The 17,096-nt window shown below is 71.3% G+C and carries 17 protein-coding genes and 3 tRNA genes; all 20 read right to left on the bottom strand.

Annotated elements, in window-relative coordinates:
* Positions 1 to 4 precede the first annotated feature (4 nt).
* Positions 5 to 3,436 (bottom strand): DNA-directed RNA polymerase subunit beta, encoded by a 3,432-nt coding sequence (rpoB, locus tag ACVMYR_RS12705; protein WP_457121865.1) that lies wholly within the window; start codon positions 3,434 to 3,436, stop codon positions 5 to 7.
* 581 nt (positions 3,437 to 4,017) lie between these two features.
* Positions 4,018 to 4,407: a 50S ribosomal protein L7/L12 gene (rplL, locus tag ACVMYR_RS12710; protein WP_077938294.1), complete on the bottom strand. Its 390-nt coding sequence runs from the start codon at positions 4,405 to 4,407 to the stop codon at positions 4,018 to 4,020.
* Positions 4,408 to 4,461: 54 nt separating this feature from the next.
* A complete protein-coding gene (rplJ, locus tag ACVMYR_RS12715) occupies positions 4,462 to 5,010 on the bottom strand; it encodes a 50S ribosomal protein L10 (protein ID WP_074472513.1) in 549 nt (182 codons plus the stop codon).
* Between the two features lie 331 nt (positions 5,011 to 5,341).
* Complete coding sequence (locus tag ACVMYR_RS12720; protein ID WP_457121866.1) at positions 5,342 to 6,031, bottom strand: hypothetical protein; 690 nt, start codon at positions 6,029 to 6,031, stop codon at positions 5,342 to 5,344.
* Positions 6,028 to 6,849: an ABC transporter ATP-binding protein gene (locus ACVMYR_RS12725; protein ID WP_457121867.1), complete on the bottom strand. Its 822-nt coding sequence runs from the start codon at positions 6,847 to 6,849 to the stop codon at positions 6,028 to 6,030. The genes ACVMYR_RS12720 and ACVMYR_RS12725 overlap by 4 nt, the downstream gene beginning before the upstream one ends.
* Before the next feature lie 78 nt (positions 6,850 to 6,927).
* Positions 6,928 to 7,641 carry a 50S ribosomal protein L1 gene (rplA, locus tag ACVMYR_RS12730; protein ID WP_043965479.1) on the bottom strand — a complete coding sequence of 238 codons (714 nt, stop codon included), beginning with the start codon at positions 7,639 to 7,641 and terminating at the stop codon, positions 6,928 to 6,930.
* 85 nt (positions 7,642 to 7,726) lie between these two features.
* Positions 7,727 to 8,158, bottom strand: coding sequence for a 50S ribosomal protein L11 (rplK, locus tag ACVMYR_RS12735; protein ID WP_043965477.1), 432 nt, complete (start codon positions 8,156 to 8,158; stop codon positions 7,727 to 7,729).
* 193 nt (positions 8,159 to 8,351) lie between these two features.
* The gene (gene nusG / locus ACVMYR_RS12740) at positions 8,352 to 9,074 is read right to left on the bottom strand and encodes a transcription termination/antitermination protein NusG (protein WP_077938287.1); all 723 of its coding nucleotides are present in this window, start codon (positions 9,072 to 9,074) and stop codon (positions 8,352 to 8,354) included.
* Between the two features lie 38 nt (positions 9,075 to 9,112).
* Positions 9,113 to 9,508 carry a preprotein translocase subunit SecE gene (gene secE, locus ACVMYR_RS12745; protein WP_077938286.1) on the bottom strand — a complete coding sequence of 132 codons (396 nt, stop codon included), beginning with the start codon at positions 9,506 to 9,508 and terminating at the stop codon, positions 9,113 to 9,115.
* 212 nt (positions 9,509 to 9,720) lie between these two features.
* Positions 9,721 to 9,793: transfer RNA gene (locus tag ACVMYR_RS12750), tRNA-Trp, on the bottom strand.
* Positions 9,794 to 9,920: 127 nt separating this feature from the next.
* Complete coding sequence (locus ACVMYR_RS12755) at positions 9,921 to 10,313, bottom strand: MaoC family dehydratase (RefSeq protein WP_077938285.1); 393 nt, start codon at positions 10,311 to 10,313, stop codon at positions 9,921 to 9,923.
* 1 nt (position 10,314) lies between these two features.
* The gene (locus ACVMYR_RS12760; protein WP_043965472.1) at positions 10,315 to 10,761 is read right to left on the bottom strand and encodes a MaoC family dehydratase N-terminal domain-containing protein; all 447 of its coding nucleotides are present in this window, start codon (positions 10,759 to 10,761) and stop codon (positions 10,315 to 10,317) included.
* Between the two features lie 122 nt (positions 10,762 to 10,883).
* The gene (gene rpmG / locus ACVMYR_RS12765) at positions 10,884 to 11,051 is read right to left on the bottom strand and encodes a 50S ribosomal protein L33 (protein ID WP_013288652.1); all 168 of its coding nucleotides are present in this window, start codon (positions 11,049 to 11,051) and stop codon (positions 10,884 to 10,886) included.
* A 133-nt stretch (positions 11,052 to 11,184) separates the two neighbouring features.
* Positions 11,185 to 11,257, bottom strand: a tRNA-Met gene (locus ACVMYR_RS12770).
* A 25-nt stretch (positions 11,258 to 11,282) separates the two neighbouring features.
* Positions 11,283 to 11,355 (bottom strand) — tRNA-Thr (locus tag ACVMYR_RS12775).
* Positions 11,356 to 11,481: 126 nt separating this feature from the next.
* Positions 11,482 to 14,022: a putative bifunctional diguanylate cyclase/phosphodiesterase gene (locus ACVMYR_RS12780; protein WP_396791232.1), complete on the bottom strand. Its 2,541-nt coding sequence runs from the start codon at positions 14,020 to 14,022 to the stop codon at positions 11,482 to 11,484.
* Positions 14,023 to 14,143: 121 nt separating this feature from the next.
* Positions 14,144 to 14,290 (bottom strand): hypothetical protein, encoded by a 147-nt coding sequence (locus ACVMYR_RS12785; RefSeq protein WP_158229434.1) that lies wholly within the window; start codon positions 14,288 to 14,290, stop codon positions 14,144 to 14,146.
* A gap of 430 nt (positions 14,291 to 14,720) precedes the next feature.
* Complete coding sequence (locus ACVMYR_RS12790) at positions 14,721 to 15,122, bottom strand: hypothetical protein (protein ID WP_457121868.1); 402 nt, start codon at positions 15,120 to 15,122, stop codon at positions 14,721 to 14,723.
* Between the two features lie 492 nt (positions 15,123 to 15,614).
* The gene (locus tag ACVMYR_RS12795) at positions 15,615 to 16,805 is read right to left on the bottom strand and encodes a helix-turn-helix domain-containing protein (protein WP_457121869.1); all 1,191 of its coding nucleotides are present in this window, start codon (positions 16,803 to 16,805) and stop codon (positions 15,615 to 15,617) included.
* Positions 16,802 to 16,948, bottom strand: a complete 147-nt coding sequence (locus ACVMYR_RS12800; protein WP_357965865.1) for a hypothetical protein — start codon at positions 16,946 to 16,948, stop codon at positions 16,802 to 16,804. Before ACVMYR_RS12800 ends, ACVMYR_RS12795 begins: the two co-directional genes overlap by 4 nt.
* Positions 16,949 to 17,096 lie beyond the last annotated feature (148 nt).

A 17,096-nucleotide genomic window follows, 5' to 3' on the forward strand; every position in this document is an offset into this window, starting at 1 on the left:
CCACTTACACCTCTTCGACCGAGCTCGGCTCGCGCCGGGACAGGTCGATGCCCAGCTCCTCCGCGGCCCGGAACACCTCGTCGTCGGTCTCGCGCATCTCCAGGGCCACGCCGTCGCTGGAGAGCACCTCGACGTTCAGGCACAGCGACTGCAGTTCCTTGAGCAACACCTTGAACGACTCCGGAATGCCCGGCTCCGGGATGTTCTCGCCCTTGACGATCGCCTCGTAGACCTTGACCCGGCCCAGGACGTCGTCGGACTTGATGGTCAGCAGCTCCTGCAGGGCGTACGCGGCGCCGTACGCCTGCATCGCCCAGCACTCCATCTCACCGAAACGCTGGCCACCGAACTGCGCCTTACCACCCAGCGGCTGCTGCGTGATCATCGAGTACGGACCGGTCGACCGGGCGTGGATCTTGTCGTCGACCAGGTGGTTGAGCTTCAGGATGTAGATGTAGCCGACCGCGATCGGGTCCGGCAGCGGCTCGCCGGAGCGACCGTCGAACAGCTGCGCCTTGCCGGAGGAACCGATCAGCTGCTTGCCGTCCCGGTTGGGCAGGGTCGACGCGAGCAGACCGGAGATCTCCTCCTCGCGGGCACCGTCGAAGACCGGCGTGGCCACGTTGGTGTCCGGCTCGGACTCGTGCGCCTCGATGGAGCGCAGCTGGCGCTTCCAGTCGGCGTCCTCGCCGTCGACGCTCCACCCCGTCTTGGCCACCCAGCCGAGGTGCGTCTCCAGCACCTGGCCGATGTTCATCCGGGACGGCACACCCAGCGGGTTGAGCACGATGTCGACCGGGGTGCCGTCCTCCAGGAACGGCATGTCCTCGATCGGCAGGATCTTCGAGATGACGCCCTTGTTGCCGTGCCGGCCGGCGAGCTTGTCGCCGTCCTGGATCTTCCGCTTCTGGGCGACGTAGACCCGGACCAGCTCGTTGACGCCCGGGGGCAGCTCGTCGCCGTCCTCGCGGGAGAACGTGCGTACGCCGATGACCGTGCCGGTCTCGCCGTGCGGCACCTTCAGCGAGGTGTCCCGGACCTCGCGCGCCTTCTCGCCGAAGATCGCGCGGAGCAGCCGCTCCTCCGGGGTCAGCTCGGTCTCGCCCTTGGGCGTGACCTTGCCGACCAGGATGTCGCCGGGGACGACCTCGGCGCCGATCCGGATGATGCCGCGCTCGTCGAGGTCGGCGAGCATCTCCTCGCTGACGTTCGGGATGTCCCGGGTGATCTCCTCCGGGCCGAGCTTGGTGTCCCGCGCGTCGACCTCGTGCTCCTCGATGTGGATCGAGGTGAGCACGTCCTGCTGCACGAGGCGCTGCGACAGGATGATCGCGTCCTCGTAGTTGTGGCCCTCCCAGCACATGAACGCGACCAGCAGGTTGCGCCCGAGCGCCATCTCGCCCTCGTCGGTGCAGGGACCGTCGGCGATGACCTGGCCGGCCTCGACGCGGTCGCCCTCGAAGACGACCGGCTTCTGGTTGACGCAGGAGCCGGCGTTGGAGCGGCGGAACTTGTGCAGCAGGTACGTCCGGCGGTGGCCGTCGTCCTGGTGGATGGTGATGTAGTCGGCGCAGAGGTCCTCGATGACACCGCCGACCTCGGCCACGACCACGTCACCGGCGTCGACGGCGGCACGGTATTCCATGCCGGTGCCGACCAGCGGCGACTCCGCCTTGACCAGCGGCACCGCCTGACGCTGCATGTTCGCGCCCATCAGGGCCCGGTTGGCGTCGTCGTGCTCGAGGAACGGAATCATCGCGGTCGCGACCGAGGTCATCTGCCGCGGCGAGACGTCCATGTAGTCGACGGCGGCCGGGACCACGTCCTCGGTCTCGCCGCCCTTACGGCGGCAGAGGACCCGGTCCTCGGCGAACGTGCCGTCGGCCTTCAGCGGCGCGTTGGCCTGGGCCTTGACGAACCGGTCCTCCTCGTCCGCGGTCAGGTAGTCGATCTGGTCGGTGACCCGACCGTCGACGACCTTCCGGTACGGCGTCTCGATGAAGCCGAACGGGTTGACCCGGGCGAAGGTGGACAGCGCGCCGATCAGGCCGATGTTCGGGCCTTCGGGCGTCTCGATCGGGCACATCCGGCCGTAGTGGGACGGGTGCACGTCGCGGACCTCGAAGCCGGCCCGCTCCCGGGACAGACCACCCGGGCCGAGCGCGCTCAGCCGACGCCGGTGGGTCAGGCCCGCCAGCGGGTTGGTCTGGTCCATGAACTGGGACAGCTGCGAGGTGCCGAAGAACTCCTTGATCGCCGCCACGACGGGGCGGATGTTGATCAGGGTCTGCGGCGTGATCGCCTCGACGTCCTGGGTGGTCATCCGCTCGCGGACGACCCGCTCCATCCGGGACAGGCCGACGCGGACCTGGTTCTGGATGAGCTCGCCCACGGTGCGCAGGCGCCGGTTGCCGAAGTGGTCGATGTCGTCGGCCTCGTAGCCGTCCTCACCGGCGTGCAGCCGGCAGAGGTATTCCACGGTGGCGACGATGTCGTCCTCGGTGAGCGTGCCGGTGGTGATCGGCACGCTCAGCTCGAGCTTCTTGTTGAACTTGTACCGACCGACCTTGGCGACGTCGTACCGCTTCGGGTTGAAGAAGAGGTTGTCGAGCAGGGTCTGGGCGTTCTCGCGGGTCGGCGGCTCGCCAGGGCGGAGCTTGCGGTAGATGTCTAGCAGCGCCTCGTCCTGGCCGGCGATGTGGTCCTTCTCGAGCGTCGTCATCAGCAGCTCGGACCAGCCGAACTTCTCGCGGATCCGCTCGGCCGACCAACCGATGGCCTTGAGCAGGACGGTGACGGCCTGCCGGCGCTTGCGGTCGATGCGGACGCCGACGGTGTCGCGCTTGTCGATGTCGAACTCGAGCCAGGCACCCCGGCTCGGGATGACCTTGACGCTGGAGAGGTCGCGGTCGGAGGTCTTGTCCGGCTGCTTGTCGAAGTAGACGCCCGGGGAGCGGACGAGCTGGCTGACCACGACGCGCTCGGTGCCGTTGATGATGAACGTGCCCTTGGGCGTCATCATCGGGAAGTCACCCATGAACACCGTCTGGCTCTTGATCTCGCCGGTGGTGTTGTTGGTGAACTCCGCCGTCACGAACAGCGGGGCGCAGTAGGTCAGGTCCTTCTCCTTGCACTCCTCGATCGAGGCCTTGACCTCGTCGAAGCGCGGTGCCGAGAAGGAGAGCGACATGGTGCCGGAAAAGTCCTCAATGGGACTGATCTCGTCGAGGATTTCCGCGAGACCCGAGCGTGCGTGCGGGTCGTCCGCCGACCGGCCCTGCCAAGCCTCGTTGCCGACGAGCCAGTCGAAGGACTCGTTCTGGATGGCGAGGAGGTTGGGGACCTCGAGGTGTTCGGTGATCCTGCCGAATGAAACTCGGCGGGGTGCGAAAGCGCTCGACGTACGACTGGTCTTCGCAGGGCGGGAAGCTGCCAAGATGCGTCCTTCCGAGGACCGGTGCTGCAGAACGGCTGGTACGCGTGCACTCCAATGACCCCACCAGAAATATCCGTAATCGGACATTTCTGCGCAGGGGTCAAGTCGGAAGGCAGCGCAAACTAGCAGTGTAGCCGAGAGGCTAACCGCTGTCCAGCCCAACCCGCAGGTCGCCGCGGAACGTGCCTCGGGGCCCCCGGAACGGGGCCTCACCGGGCCGCTCGGAACGCGGCATACCCACGGACCGCCCAGGTGCAGCGGACGATGGTGCCGCCGCTGCCATTACCCGGATGGTGGCCGTCGCAAGCGCGGAAGGTCTTGCTGGTGTCAGCGTGCCTGGCAGCCGGGGGCCGCGTCAAGGGCCCGTCTCGTGCGCGACAGGTGTTTCCCACGCGTGGGCGACGGCCCCGGAGCGCCCCGCCAAAGGGCGCGGAGCGTCGCCGCCCTGCTCACGACGCTGTCAGGGAGTCACGACACGAACACGGCGGGCGGTGATCCGAGTCCGGATCACCGCCCGCCGCGACGCGATGTGCCCTGGCTCACGTGAGGCGAGCCGGGCGCACGCCTGAGTCCAACCTCAATTACTTGAGGGTGACCTTGGCGCCCTCGCCCTCGAGCTTGGCCTTGGCCTTCTCGGCGGTCTCCTTGTTGACCTTCTCCAGGATGGCCTTCGGCGCGGCCTCGACCGCGTCCTTGGCCTCCTTGAGGCCCAGGCCGGTCAGCTCGCGCACGACCTTGATGACCTGGATCTTCTTGCCACCGTCGGCCTCGAGGACGACGTCGAACTCGTCCTTCTCCTCCTCCGCCGGCGCGGCGGCGGCGCCACCGGCACCACCGGCGGCGGCGACCGCGACCGGGGCGGCCGCGGTGACCTCGAAGGTCTCCTCGAACTGCTTCACGAACTCGGAGAGCTCGATCAGCGTCATCTCCTTGAACGCGTCGAGCAGCTCGTCGGTGCTGAGCTTCGCCATGGCTGGCGTCCTTTCTAACGGTTGTCTAAGAACGTGGGTGCGCCGGACGCGGCCTCAGGCCGCCTCGGCGCCCTCCTGCTCGCGCTTCTTGTCCGCCAGGGCGGCCGCCGCGCGGGCGGCCTTGGAGAGCGGAGCCTGGAACAGGGCCGCGGCCTTGCTCAGGTTGCCCTTCATCGCGCCGGCCAGCTTGGCCAGCAGCACCTCGCGGGACTCCAGGTCGGCGAGCTTCGTGACCTCGGCCGCGGAAATGGCCTTGCCCTCGAAGACGCCGCCCTTGATGACGAGCTTCGGGTTGGCCTTCGCGAAGTCGCGAAGCCCCTTCGCCGCCTCGACGACGTCGCCCGAAACGAAAGTCAGCGCGGTAGGACCGGTGAACAGCTCGTCGAGGCCGGAGATGCCCGCGTCGGCCGCGGCACGCTTCGCCAGCGTGTTCTTCGCGACCGTGTAGGTGGTCTCCTTGCCGAGCGAGCGCCGCAGCTGGGTGAGCTGGGAAACCGTCAGACCACGGTACTCGGTCAGCACCGTAGCTCCCGCGTTGCGGAAGCTGTCGGTCATCTCAGCGACTGCCGTGGCCTTGTCGGCCCGGATCGGCTTGTCCGCCATGTCCCTCCTCTCTCGTTGCTCCAGGCTGATCCACCAGGAGGCCGGTGGGCCTCCCGGTACCGGAGGGCCACGACAACGAGAAAAGCCCCGGCGCAGGGCGCACGGGGCGAGGGCCGGCCGGTCGCGCCGCAGTCGGCGGACCACGGGAACACAGCCGAGTTTCGCTTGCCGCCCTGCGCGGGTCGCCCGTCGGATCGGGACCTTCGACCGTGCCTAGGCACGGTGACCAGCGGTCTCTGGGTGGTACTTCGCCGCAAGGTTACGCGACACGCCCCGTGAGCACCAAATCGCCCCCGGGTGCGCCCCGTCACTCCCCCGCCGCCCGCACCCCTCAGGCGCGGGCGCGCCGCCGCCAGGCGTACCCGGCGAGCGCCGTCGCGCTCCAGGCGACGGCCCACGCGGTGAGCAGGGCCACCGAGGCGGGGGACGGGCCGGCCGCCGTGGCCCGGGCGACCGGCAGCACCGGGGGCGCGAGCCAGGGCGCCACCGAGGCCGACAGGCCGAGCACCAACGAGCCGACCGCGCCGAGCGCCAGCACCGCCACCCCGTAACCGGCGCTGCCCGTCACCGCCCGGCTGGCCAGCGCGCCCAACGCCACCGCGGCGGGCAGGGCGAGCAGGTGCGCCCAGACGCCGAGGGCCACCCCGGCGGCCACCGACGGGCCGCCCGGCTCCGCCTGGCCGGTCACCCCGCCCACCAGCCAGGGGAAGACCAGCGCGACGGCGACCGTGCCGAGCCCGGCCACCAGCGCCGCGAGCAGCCCGGCGGCCCACTCCCGGGCGGCGCCGGCGAGCACCAGGGCCAGCCGGCGCTGCACGTCCGGCTCGACGTCGAGCAGGAGCTTGGTCTGCCACGCCAGCACCGGGAAGAGCACCACCGCCGACACGCCGTAGGCCTCCGCCGGCTGGGCCCGGCCGCCGCCGTAGAGGACGCCGAGGGCGAGCAGGCCGGCCAGCAGCGGGGCGACCGCCCGTCCGGTACGCAGGAAGCCGGCCAGCCGCAGCCGCGCGAGCGCGGTCACCGGGGCACCTGCCCGCCCGCCCCGGGGTCGGGGGCGGGGTCGGGTGGCCCTCCGGCGGGCACGGGGGCGTCGGGCGGGGCGGGGTCGGCGCGTACGCGAAGGACGTGGTGACCGTCGGCGCGGAGCCGGGCCACGGCACCCGCGGCGCGCGCGGCCGGGACCGCCACCTCGACCACGACGAGCGCCCCCGGCGACGCGTCGGGCGGGGCCTGCGCGGTGACGGTGCCGTCGGCGACCGTCCAGCGGGCCGCGCCCGGCAGCCGGGCCGTCTCGCCCCGGTGGTCGCTGACCAGCACCGACCCGCCGGCGGCCAGCACCTCGTCGATCAGGGCGGGGACCAGGTCGCGGGCGGCGGCGTCGAGGCCCTCCCAGGGCTCGTCGAGGATGAGCAGGCCGGGCCGGCGGAGCATCGCCTGGGCCAGGCCCACCTTCTGGGCGGTGCCCTTGGACAGCTCGGGCAGCCGCACCCCGTGGAACGGGCCCAGGCCCAGCCGCTCGGTCCACCGCCGCACGGCGTCGCCGGCCTCGGCACCGCCCAGCCCGGCGACGCGGGCCATGCCGGCGAGGTAGCGGCCCACGGTGAACGGCTGGTCGGCGGGAAACCGCTCCGGGACCCAGCCGACGTGCCGGGGCCGGTCGACGACGCGGCCCCGGGACGGCCGGAGCACCCCGGCCGCGAGCTGGAGCAGCGTGGACTTGCCGACGCCGTTGCGGCCGAGCACCACCGCGGCCTCGCCGGCGCCCAGCCGCAGGTCGACCTGCCGCAGCACCCACGGACCGCGCCGGTGGTAACGGAGCCCGACGTCCTCCCAGCGCATGGCGTGAGCCTGCCACACCGGACAGACGGACGGGGCCCCGCCACGAGTCGTGGCGGGGCCCCGGCGAGGCGGTGGTGCTCAGGCCTCGACGCCCTCCTGGAGGTTCTTGATCAGGTTGGGGTCGACCGGCACGCCCGGGCCCATCGTGGTGGTGAGGGTGACCTTCTTGAGGTACTTGCCCTTGGCCGCCGAGGGCTTGGCCCGCAGCACCTCGTCGAGGACCGCCGCGTAGTTGTCGATCAGCTGGGTCTCGGAGAACGAGGCCTTGCCGATGATCAGGTGGAGGTTGGAGTGCTTGTCCACCCGGAAGGTGATCTTGCCGCCCTTGATGTCCGAGACGGCCTTGGTGACGTCCATGGTCACGGTGCCGGTCTTCGGGTTCGGCATCAGGCCGCGCGGGCCCAGGATCCGCGCGATCCGGCCGATCTTGGCCATCTGGTCCGGCGTGGCGATCGCCGCGTCGAAGTCGAGCCAGCCGCCCTGGATCCGGGCGACGAGCTCGTCGGTGCCCACCTCGTCCGCACCCGCGGCGACGGCCTCCTCGGCCTTCGCGCCGGCGGCGAAGACGATCACGCGGGCGGTCTTACCGGTGCCGTGCGGCAGGTTGACCACGCCGCGGACCATCTGGTCCGCCTTGCGGGGGTCGACGCCGAGGCGCATGGCGACCTCGACCGTGGCGTCGAACTTGGTGCTGGTGGTGTCCTTGGCGATCTTGACCGCCTCGGCCGGCGTGTAGAGCTTCGACCGGTCGATGACCTCGGCGGCCTTGCGGTAGGTCTTGCTGCGCTGCATCTCTGCTTACTCCTGTGGTCTATGGCGGGCCGCGGCGCTCCGCGTGCCCTCCCACGAACTGATCGGGTGAGGCGGTGGGGCGAGGTCAGTCGCCGACGGTCAGGCCCATCGACCGGGCGGTGCCGGCGATGATCTTCTCAGCCTGGTCGAGGTCGTTGGCGTTGAGGTCGACCATCTTCTTCTCGGCGATCTCCCGCAGCTGGGCGCGGGTGACGGAGCCGACCTTCTCCTTGTGCGGGTTGCCCGAGCCCTTCTGCACGCCGGCGGCCTTGATCAGCAGCTGGGCGGCGGGCGGGGTCTTCAGGACGAAGGTGAAGCTGCGGTCCTCGTAGACGCTGATCTCGGCGGGGACGATGTCGCCCCGCTGAGCCTCGGTCTGCGCGTTGTAGGTCTTGCAGAACTCCATGATGTTGACGCCGTGCTGGCCGAGCGCGGGGCCGACCGGCGGCGCCGGGGTCGCCTGGCCCGCCTTCAGCTGAAGCGTGAACGTCTTGACGAGCTTCTTCTTCGGAGGCATGTCTCTTCCTGGGGCTTGGAACTGGGAAAGGTGCCGGCCGGGGGCGCGCACGGTCAGCGCGATGCGACGGCCGACGTTCTAGGTTAGCGCAAGGCTCCGCCCCCGGATGCGGCGAGGTCCGCCGAGGCCGGCACGGGGGCGGAAACGGCCTCGCCGGCGGCGGGCCGCTGCCCACCGCCGGCGAGACGGAACGTCAGATCTTGGTGACCTGGTTGAAGTTCAGCTCGACCGGCGTCTCCCGGCCGAAGATCGACACCAGCACCTTGAGCTTCTGCTGGTCGGCGTTGATCTCGCTGATCGTCGCCGGCAGCGAGGCGAACGCGCCGTCGGTGACGGTGACCGAGTCGCCCACCTCGAAGTCGAGGACCTTGATCTCGGGCTTGGCCTTCTTCTGCTCGGTCTCGACCGCCGGGGCCAGCCACTTGAGGACCTCGTCGAGGCTCAGCGGCGCGGGCCGGTCGGCCCGGTCGGTCGCCCCCACGAAGCCGGTGACCCCCGGGGTGTTCCGCACGCAGGAGTAGGACTCGGCGGTCAGCTCCATCCGGACCAGGATGTAGCCCGGGAAGACCTTGGCCTGGATCTGGGACCGCTTGCCGTTCTTGACCTCGACCTCTTCCCGGGTCGGCACCTCGACCTGGTAGATGTAGTCCTCCATGTCGAGGGACGTGATCCGGGTCTCGAGGTTGGTCTTGACCTTGTTCTCGTAGCCGGCGTACGAGTGCACCACGTACCAGTCGCCCGGCGCGTAGCGCAGCTTCTGGCGCAGCTCCGCGACCGGGTCGTACTCCTCGTCCGGGGCGGGCTCGGTGGTCGGAAAGTCCGGCTCGCTGGCGGCCTCGACCGACTCATCGTTGGCCGCCGTCGCCACCGCGGACTGCTCGTCCGTGGTCTCGGCGGTCTCGTCGTACTCAGGCACGCTCGCTCACTTCCGTAACTATCGGCTTGATCAGCCGGTCAGCTGGGGTTTCCGAAGACCCACAGCACGCCCTTCGCGAAGGCGTAGTCCAGGCCGGCCACGATCGTCAGCATCACGGCGACGAAGGTGACCACCACCGCGGTGTAGGTCAGCAGCTCCTTGCGGGTCGGCCAGATGACCTTACGCAGTTCGGCCACGACCTCGCGGAAGAACCGCGCGATGCGGGCGAACAGCCCGATCCGCTCGGTGTCCTTGCGGGTCTTCCTCTCGTCGGCCGACTCGGCCTTGGCCCGCGCCCGGGTGGCCGTGCCACCGCGGGATACCGGCTCGTCCGCGTCGGAGGCGTCGTCGTCGGCGGCCACGTCGTCGGCGACCTCGTCGTTCAGACGGTCGTCGTCGCCGGCGTCCTCGCTGCGCCGCTTGTTCTCGGCCACTTCGCCCTCCGTCGCGGGAATCGGGTCGCACACCGGTGCGGCGTGCGCGGCGCTGGTCACGCCGGCCGGACCAACCGTCCCGCGACGGGCCGCGGCCGGCGGATCGACGGACGGGCCCCGATGCCTCGGAACCCACCCCGCCGATGCCACCACCACGGGCCGGACGCCGCCGGTTGGCGGCGCGACCCACGGGAACGGTCAGGCCTGAGGCGCAGGGGTGACAGGACTTGAACCTGCAGCCTGCGGTTTTGGAGACCGCTGCTCTGCCAATTGAGCTACACCCCTGTGCGGCAACGCTCGCCCGACCCGGCCATGAAGCACCGGGCGGGGTCACTTGCCCCACGGCGGACCAGTGTACGGGTACGGACCCGACTTTCCCAACCGGTCTGCCCCCGCGCGTGGCGCGACCTTCTCAGCGGGGCGTCCGGATCACCGCCCGGGCCTGCGAGAGCACCTTCTCGCCCCGGCACGTCGCGGTGATGTCGAGCCTGGTCAGGCCCTCCCCCGCGCCCTCGCGGACCTTCGCGGTCACCTCGATCTCGGTGCCGGCGTCGTCGTCGGGGACGACCACCGGACGGGCGAACCGGACCCCGTAGTCGACCACCGCGTCGGGCGCGCCGGCCCACTCGGCCACCGCCCGGCCCACCAGGGCCATGGTGAACATGCCGTGCGCGATCACCCCGGGCAGGCCGACCCCGGTGGCGACGCGGTCGCTCCAGTGGATCGGGTTGAAGTCGCCCGACGCGCCCGCGTAGCGGACCAGGTCGGCCCGGGTGACCCGGAAGGTCTGGGTGGGCAGCTCCATGTCAGGCCTCCCCGCGTACGACGAGCTTGGACCAGACGGCGACCACCGGCTCGCCGGCGGCCGTGCTCACGTCGGTGCGGGTGGTCAGGAAGTCGTGCCCGCCGCGGCTGGTGATGTCCTCGATGGTGTTCACGCAGACCAGCTCGTCGCCGGCCACCACCGGCCGGGTGTAGGCGAACCGCTGGTCGCCGTGGACCACCCGGCTGTAGTCGACCCCGAGGGCCGGGTCGTCGACGATCTGCCGGGTGGCGGCCATCGTGATCACCACGGGGAAGGTCGGCGGAGCGACCACGTCCGGGTGCCCGAGCGCACGGGCGGCCTCCGGGTCGTGGTGCGCCGGGTCGGCGGCACCGATCGCCGTGGCGAACTCGCGGATCTTTTCACGGCCCACCTGGTAGGGGGCGGTCGGCGGATAGGTCCGGCCGACGTAGGACGGGTCCAGGGACATGCCCGAGAACCTACACGGGAAGCACGAAAGCCGACCCGGGGGCGGACGGTCGGCCGAGTGGCCTTGCGCTCGCTCCGGATCGGCGATCGGGTGTCGTGCTGGCCGGCGTGCGCCGGCGACGATCAGCGGGTCTCGCGGTGGACCGTGTGCTTGCCGTCCCGGGGGCAGAACTTCTTCAGCTCGATGCGGTCCGGGTCGTTGCGACGGTTCTTGCGCGTGATGTAGTTGCGCTCCTTGCACTCCACACACGCCAAAGTGATCTTCGGCCGGACATCGGTAGCCTTCGCCACGGCGGAGTGCCTTCCTCGCTAACGGACAACAACTACAGCGCCTCAGCCTACGCGCTGGCGACGCGGACATGCAAAGTGGGCGCCTATGGCGCCCATCCCACCGACCACCGGAAGCTGGCCCGGAGGACGAGAGTAGCGGTGGCCGGACTTGAACCGGCGACACAGCGATTATGAGCCGCTTGCTCTGCCATCTGAGCTACACCGCCGTGGCGGGTCCAGCCGGACCCTTTGAGCCCCCTTACGGAATCGAACCGTAGACCTTCTCCTTACCATGGAGACGCTCTGCCGACTGAGCTAAGGGGGCCTGCGCGATCACTCGGTGGCCGCGCAGAGGTAAGAGTACACGGCCCCGCGCCGGAGGTGAAATCGGATCCCCCCACCCTCGCGCGTCGCAACGTTCCCCCAGCTCAGCGCCGTCTTCGGGGCGGAATCAGGGGACGATACGCAGCCGCCGGACGTCCGGGGTGACGAGCGCCTCGGACTCCAACTGGGCCCCGAACCACGCCTCCAGCCGCTCGTACGGCAGCGGCCGGCTGAACAGGAAGCCCTGGCCGATCTCGCAGCCGATGTCCTGCAGCAGCTCCAGGGTCAGCTCGCTCTCCACCCCCTCGGCCACCACCGCGAGGCCGAACTGCTGGGAGAGGGTCACCACGGCGTTGACGATGGCCAGGTCCCCCGGGTCGGTCGCCATGCCCTGCACGAAGGAGCGGTCGACCTTCACCTCGTGCACGGGCAGCCGGCGCAGGTACGCCAGCGAGGACGAGCCGGTGCCGAAGTCGTCCACCGACAGCCGCACCCCGAGGTCGCGCAGCCGGCGCAGGGTCGGGATCGGGCGGTCGGTGCCGTCGAGAACCCCGGCCTCGCGGATCTCGAAGGTGAGCCGCTGCGGGGGCACGTCGTACTCGGCGAGCAGCTCGCGCACGCGGTCGGGGAAGTGCCGGTCGGTGAGCGTACGCGCGGAGAGGTTGACCGCGACGGCGAGCGGCTGCTCGGCGTGCGCCCAGTCCCGGCTGCGCCGCAGCCCCTCCCGCAGCACCACCTCGGTCAACCGGCCGAGCTGGCCGGTGTGCTCCGCCACGGCCACGAAGTCCTCCGGGGCGACCTCGCCGTGCGCCGGGTGCTCCCAGCGGGCCAGGCACTCCACCCCGACCAGGCGGCGGTCCCGCAGCGTCACCTTCGGCTGGAAGTAGACCTCCAGCGCGCCGTCGTCGAGGGCCTTGCGCAGGTCGCCCGCGAGGCCGAGGCGGCGCAGCGAGCGCGACTCCAGCGCCGGGTTGAACAACTGGATGCTGCCCGGCATGGACTTCGCCGCCATCGCGGCCAGGTCGACCCGTTGCAGCAGGGTCGCGGCGTCGCTGCCGTGGTCGGGGTGCACGGCCACGCCGACGGCCGTGTCGACGTCCAGCGTGAACGCGTCGAAGACCATCTCGGCGCGGATCTCCTCGCGCAGCCGGGCGGCCAACTCCAGCGCCGCCTCGGCGTTTTCCAGCCGCAGCGTCACCAGGAACTCGTCGCCGCCGGCCCGGCCGACCAGCGCCGAGGAGGGCGCGGAGTCGCGCAGTCGGACGGCGACCTCGGCGAGCACCTGGTCGCCGGCCGCGTGGCCGAGCGACTCGTTGACCTGACGCAGCCCGTCCACGTCGAACAGCAGGACGGCCACCACCTCGCCGGGGGCCCGGATGCTCACGGCCTCGTCGAGCGCCGCGCTGATCCGCCGCCGGTTGGGCAGCTTGGTCAGCGTGTCGTGGTAGGCGTCGTGGCGCAGCCGGTCGACCAGCCGGGAGTTCTCCAGGGCCACCGCCGCGTGCGCGGCGACCGTCTCGATCACCGGCACGTCCGACGGGGTGAAGTGGCCGACGTCGCTGAGCCGGTTGACCACCTCCAGCGTGCCGATGACCGCCTCGCCGGAGCGCAGCGGCACGACGATCGCGTCCTTGGTCGAACTTGCCCGGAGCATGGCCAACTGCACGCGGTCCCCGCCGAGCCGGGCGCCGAGCGCGACGGTCTGCCGCTGCTGCACGACCTGTTCCCGCACCGACGCCGGGATCTTCGAGAAGTCGAGCAGGCCCCGCCCGTCGATCCGGGCGGTCAGCAGCACCTCCGGGTGCCGGCCCTGCGCGGGCAGCCACAGCGTCGCGTACTCGGCCTGCATGAGGGCGCGGACCCGGCCGAGCAGCGCATCCGGCAGCGTGCCGTCCTGGCCGCTGCGGGTCATCGCCCGGGTCAGGTCGTAGATGTCGGCCAGCGTGCGGTGCTGGCGGAGGAACTGGGCGTACGCCCGGTAGACCAGCGCCACCGTCAGGGCGAGCGCGGCGAGCAGCAGCAGCGACCAGTAGGTGGCCTTCAACGCGAGCAGGATGATCAGGCCGACGGTCGCGTTCACCGCCGCCGCGAGCAGCGGCACGGTGGACGTCCGGACCACCTCCAGCCCGGCCTGCCAGCCCTGGAGCAGGGTGATCACGCCGACCACGGCGGCGAGGGTGACCAGGGTGACGGTGCTGACCGCCGCGAAGAGGATGCCCCACGTGCCGGGGCCCACCCCCCGGATCGGGGGCAACGCCAGCAGGACCAGGCCGGCGAGGGACGTCGCCGCGGCGGACCGGGCGACGTTGAACGCGAACTTGGCCGGGCCGAGCCGCCGCCGGAGCTGGGCGATCAGGGCCGCCAGGGTGGCCACCAGCACCAGGGTCAGCGGCGGAAGGTAATAGAGCGCCAGGACCAGCGGGATCTCGGTGATCGTGGCGGAGAGCGTCTGCCGCCGGACGATGAAGCTCAGCACCGGCAGGTGGGCGGCGACCAGGGCGGTGAGCAGCAGCAGGCCCAGGCCCCACTCGCCGTAGGCGTCCTTCTTGTCGTCGGTGACCAGCGCGATCAGCAGGCAGCAGATGACCGCCAGGAACGCCAGCGGCCCGGTGATCAGCCAGGCCAGGTCAGTCCCGCGTCGTCGCACGGCTGCCGCTCGGCTCGTCATCCTGCTCCCTTGTTGTCACCGAGAGTGAACTCCGCGCCGATGCCTGGCCCGTGTCTCGCCGCTACCGCCGCCGCCCGGTGGGTGGCCGGGCGACGGCGGTGTCACACGAACTGCGAAGAACCTAGTTCCACTCGAACTCGAGGTTCACCAGGCCGCCCGAAGCTGAGGCCGGGGCACCGGCGACAGAGGCGACCGAGGCGACCCCGGAGGCGAGCGCGAACAGCATCAGGGTCATGCCGAGCAGCCGACCCAGCTTTTGAGTAGGCATCTGTGGGGCTCCTGTCACGAAACGGGCAGCACGGGGGGCGTGAAGATTCCATGATGGTGCCACACGCACTGAGGGCAACAAAGCCCTCGGTGGCCTGGCTCCGCCTGGACGGCAACAAGTCCGACCGATCGGCAGGACGCCCTGCCTGGCGGGGTGATACCCCTGCGTTCCCGCGTTCCACGCGGTCCTTCATTTGGCGAACACTCGGACCTAGCGCGCCAATCATGGAAATTCATTGAATGCATGCTCCAGCCCCCTGGCGCCACGCATCGGGAAACAGCACACCACAGACGACGAGATATCGAAAGGGACCTTCGTCCCGAACCCGCGCTGGGCGGGGCTGGGCCCGCCATGTCGGCGACATGGGGGTGTCCGGCGGCCGGGATACCGCCACCTGCCCGACATGGCCGCGACGGGCCCGATGACCTGGTCAGGCTGGGGGTCGGCGGGCCCAGAAGAGGGCGTGCCCGCCCGTCCCCTCGGGCACGAACTCCTCGGCGGTGACCAGCAGCCCGGCGTCCCGCAGCCAGGAGCGGTAGGTCGACGCGTCGGCATGGCTCCACCACATGGCGGCGGGACCGCCGAGCCAGTTGTCCTCGGTGCCGGTCCAGGCGCTGTCGCCGACGGTGGCCAGCAGCCAGCCGCCCGGGCGCAGCCAGGTGAAGATGCGCCCGACGAGGCGGGGCTGCTCGGGCAGGGGCAGGTGGATGAGGGCAGGTCGACGCGGGTGGCGTCGGCGCGGAGGAAGGTCCCGGTGGGCACCAGGCAGCGGCGAGGAAGCGTGCGGCCGGCACGCCGCAGCCGCAGCCGAGATCGAGAACCGTTGCCGCATCCGGCAGGCGTCGGTGCAAAGCGGCGAGCCACGGAGCGTATTGGCCGCCCCCGGCATCGTCCGCTCGGTAGTGGTATGACAACGCGTCGTATCCGCGCTCGACCAAGCCCCGCTCGTCAGGATCGTCCATCTTCGCGAAGCTAGGTGGCGCGATGCCACGCGCCCATTCGATTTCCCCGGAATGGGCGGAGTCGCCGCCCATTGCCATTGCCCCGGCGGGCGGCTTCTGCCGCGCATAGGGAGCTGAGTCAGATACGACATCACTCACGACGCCCGGCCGCACTCCCGAAGCGCCACCCCGACCCCACTCGTTCCCGGTTGGCAACACCTTGATCGTCTGCTCGTCACCGGCGCGACACGCCGAGCCGGATGCCGGTACCCGACAGGCGATCTTCGTGGCCGACCGTCGGGCGGCGCCGGAGCCGGCAGCACCGTCGGGCGGGGCCGCAGGGCCGGCGGCGCGACGGCAGCGCGGCACGATCGGGCGGATGCCTACTGCCGGGTGAGTCCGATGGTGGCGGCGAGGCGGGCGACGTCGGCGGCGGTGAGTCCGGTGCGGACGACTGCGGTGAGGGCGGCGCGTGCGGCGGGGCGGGTGCGAGCCTCGGCGGGGGCGATCTGGTCGGCGGCGATCAGGGCGCGGCCGGCGGCCCGCGGGTCGCCAAGATCGAGGTGGGCGCGGGCGATGTCGATGAGGTGGGCGGCGCGGTGCTCGGCGGGAAGCATGGGCCAGCCGTCGCCGCTGGTGGCGTACCCATGGATTGTCACGGCCTGGTGGTGGTCGCCGAGCCGGGTGGCGACCAGGGCGCGGGCGAGGGTGACGGCGGCGGAGCCGAAGGCGATGCCGTCGCCGTCACCCTGATGGTGGCCGTCGTGCGCGGCGGCGAGGTGGGCGGCACGCTCGGTGAGGTCGTGGGCGGTGGCGGCGTCGCGGTAGCTCGCGGCGGCGAGGGCGGCTTCGAGCAGCAGCGTCCCGGCGAGGCCCGGGTCCGGCGGGCCGTCGTGCGCCGCCGGGTCAAGCTGGTGTACGGCGGTGAGCGCGGCGGCCTGGGCGAGGCGGCCCCGGTGCAGGGCGCGCAGGGCCTGGGCGAGGGAGACGGCGGCGAGCGCGGTGCGGTGGGGGTCGCCCGTGGCGGCGGTCATGGCGCGGTCGGCGGCCAGCCAGGCGAGGTGGGGCTGGCCGAGCTTGACCAGCGTCTGGGCGGTGAGCCGGTAGACGCGGACGGGCGGGTCGGCCGCCGGCTCGGCGCGGGTGGTGTGCCGGGTGGCGGCGAGCAGGTCGGGCAGGGCGCGCAGGACCTGGGCGTGGTGGCCGTTGCGGTACGCGGCCCAGGCGTGACCGGCCCGGTCGTCGAGCTGCCGCGCGGTGGGGCTGTCGGCGTCGGCCCCGGGTGGGTCGTGGCGGGCCAGCGCCGCGCGGATGCGTTCCACGGCGGCGTCGGTGTCGGTGACGCCTTCCCGGCGGGGCCTGCCGGTGAGCAGGATGGTCGGGGTGACGCCGAGGGCGGCCGCCACGGTTTCTATGACGGAGAGCCGGTCGAGGGTGCGTACGCCTCGTTCGACCTTGTCGACCCAGCTCTTCGACTTGCCGATCCGGTCGGCGAAGACCTGCTGACTCATGCCCCGGCGGGCCCGCAACTCGGCCATCCGCCGCCCGATCGGCACCTCGCCGCGGTCGCTCATCTGTCCTGCTCCCCCGGCGGCATGGCCAGGGTGGACTCGCCGCAGCGCGGGCACCAGCGGGACTTGACGCGGAAGGCGAGCAGCCCGAGCAGGAAGCCGGGCACCAGCCCACCGAACACAATCGACACGACTCCGGAGATCACGAGCACTCCCGCTTCCTCGGCTGGTCAGAGGTACTCGCATGCGAGATCACCGACGGTCCTGCCCACGCATACGGAAGCCCACTACCGGCTGCACACCTGGGCATCGCACAGCCTGCGGATGGACGCCGTCGATCGGATCGGAAGCTTG

The organism is Micromonospora sp. PTRAS2 (assembly GCF_054052245.1).

Coding starts and splice junctions, on each gene's coding strand:
- rplL (WP_077938294.1), bottom strand. CDS start 4,407: ATGGCGAAGCTCAGCACCGACGAGCTGCTCGACGCGTTCAAGGAGATG.
- rplJ (WP_074472513.1), bottom strand. CDS start 5,010: ATGGCGGACAAGCCGATCCGGGCCGACAAGGCCACGGCAGTCGCTGAG.
- ACVMYR_RS12725 (WP_457121867.1), bottom strand. CDS start 6,849: ATGCGCTGGGAGGACGTCGGGCTCCGTTACCACCGGCGCGGTCCGTGG.
- rplA (WP_043965479.1), bottom strand. CDS start 7,641: ATGCAGCGCAGCAAGACCTACCGCAAGGCCGCCGAGGTCATCGACCGG.
- rplK (WP_043965477.1), bottom strand. CDS start 8,158: ATGCCTCCGAAGAAGAAGCTCGTCAAGACGTTCACGCTTCAGCTGAAG.
- ACVMYR_RS12755 (WP_077938285.1), bottom strand. CDS start 10,313: ATGGAGCTGCCCACCCAGACCTTCCGGGTCACCCGGGCCGACCTGGTC.
- ACVMYR_RS12760 (WP_043965472.1), bottom strand. CDS start 10,761: ATGTCCCTGGACCCGTCCTACGTCGGCCGGACCTATCCGCCGACCGCC.
- ACVMYR_RS12780 (WP_396791232.1), bottom strand. CDS start 14,022: ATGACGAGCCGAGCGGCAGCCGTGCGACGACGCGGGACTGACCTGGCC.
- ACVMYR_RS12785 (WP_158229434.1), bottom strand. CDS start 14,290: ATGCCTACTCAAAAGCTGGGTCGGCTGCTCGGCATGACCCTGATGCTG.
- ACVMYR_RS12790 (WP_457121868.1), bottom strand. CDS start 15,122: ATGCGGCAACGGTTCTCGATCTCGGCTGCGGCTGCGGCGTGCCGGCCG.
- ACVMYR_RS12795 (WP_457121869.1), bottom strand. CDS start 16,805: ATGAGCGACCGCGGCGAGGTGCCGATCGGGCGGCGGATGGCCGAGTTG.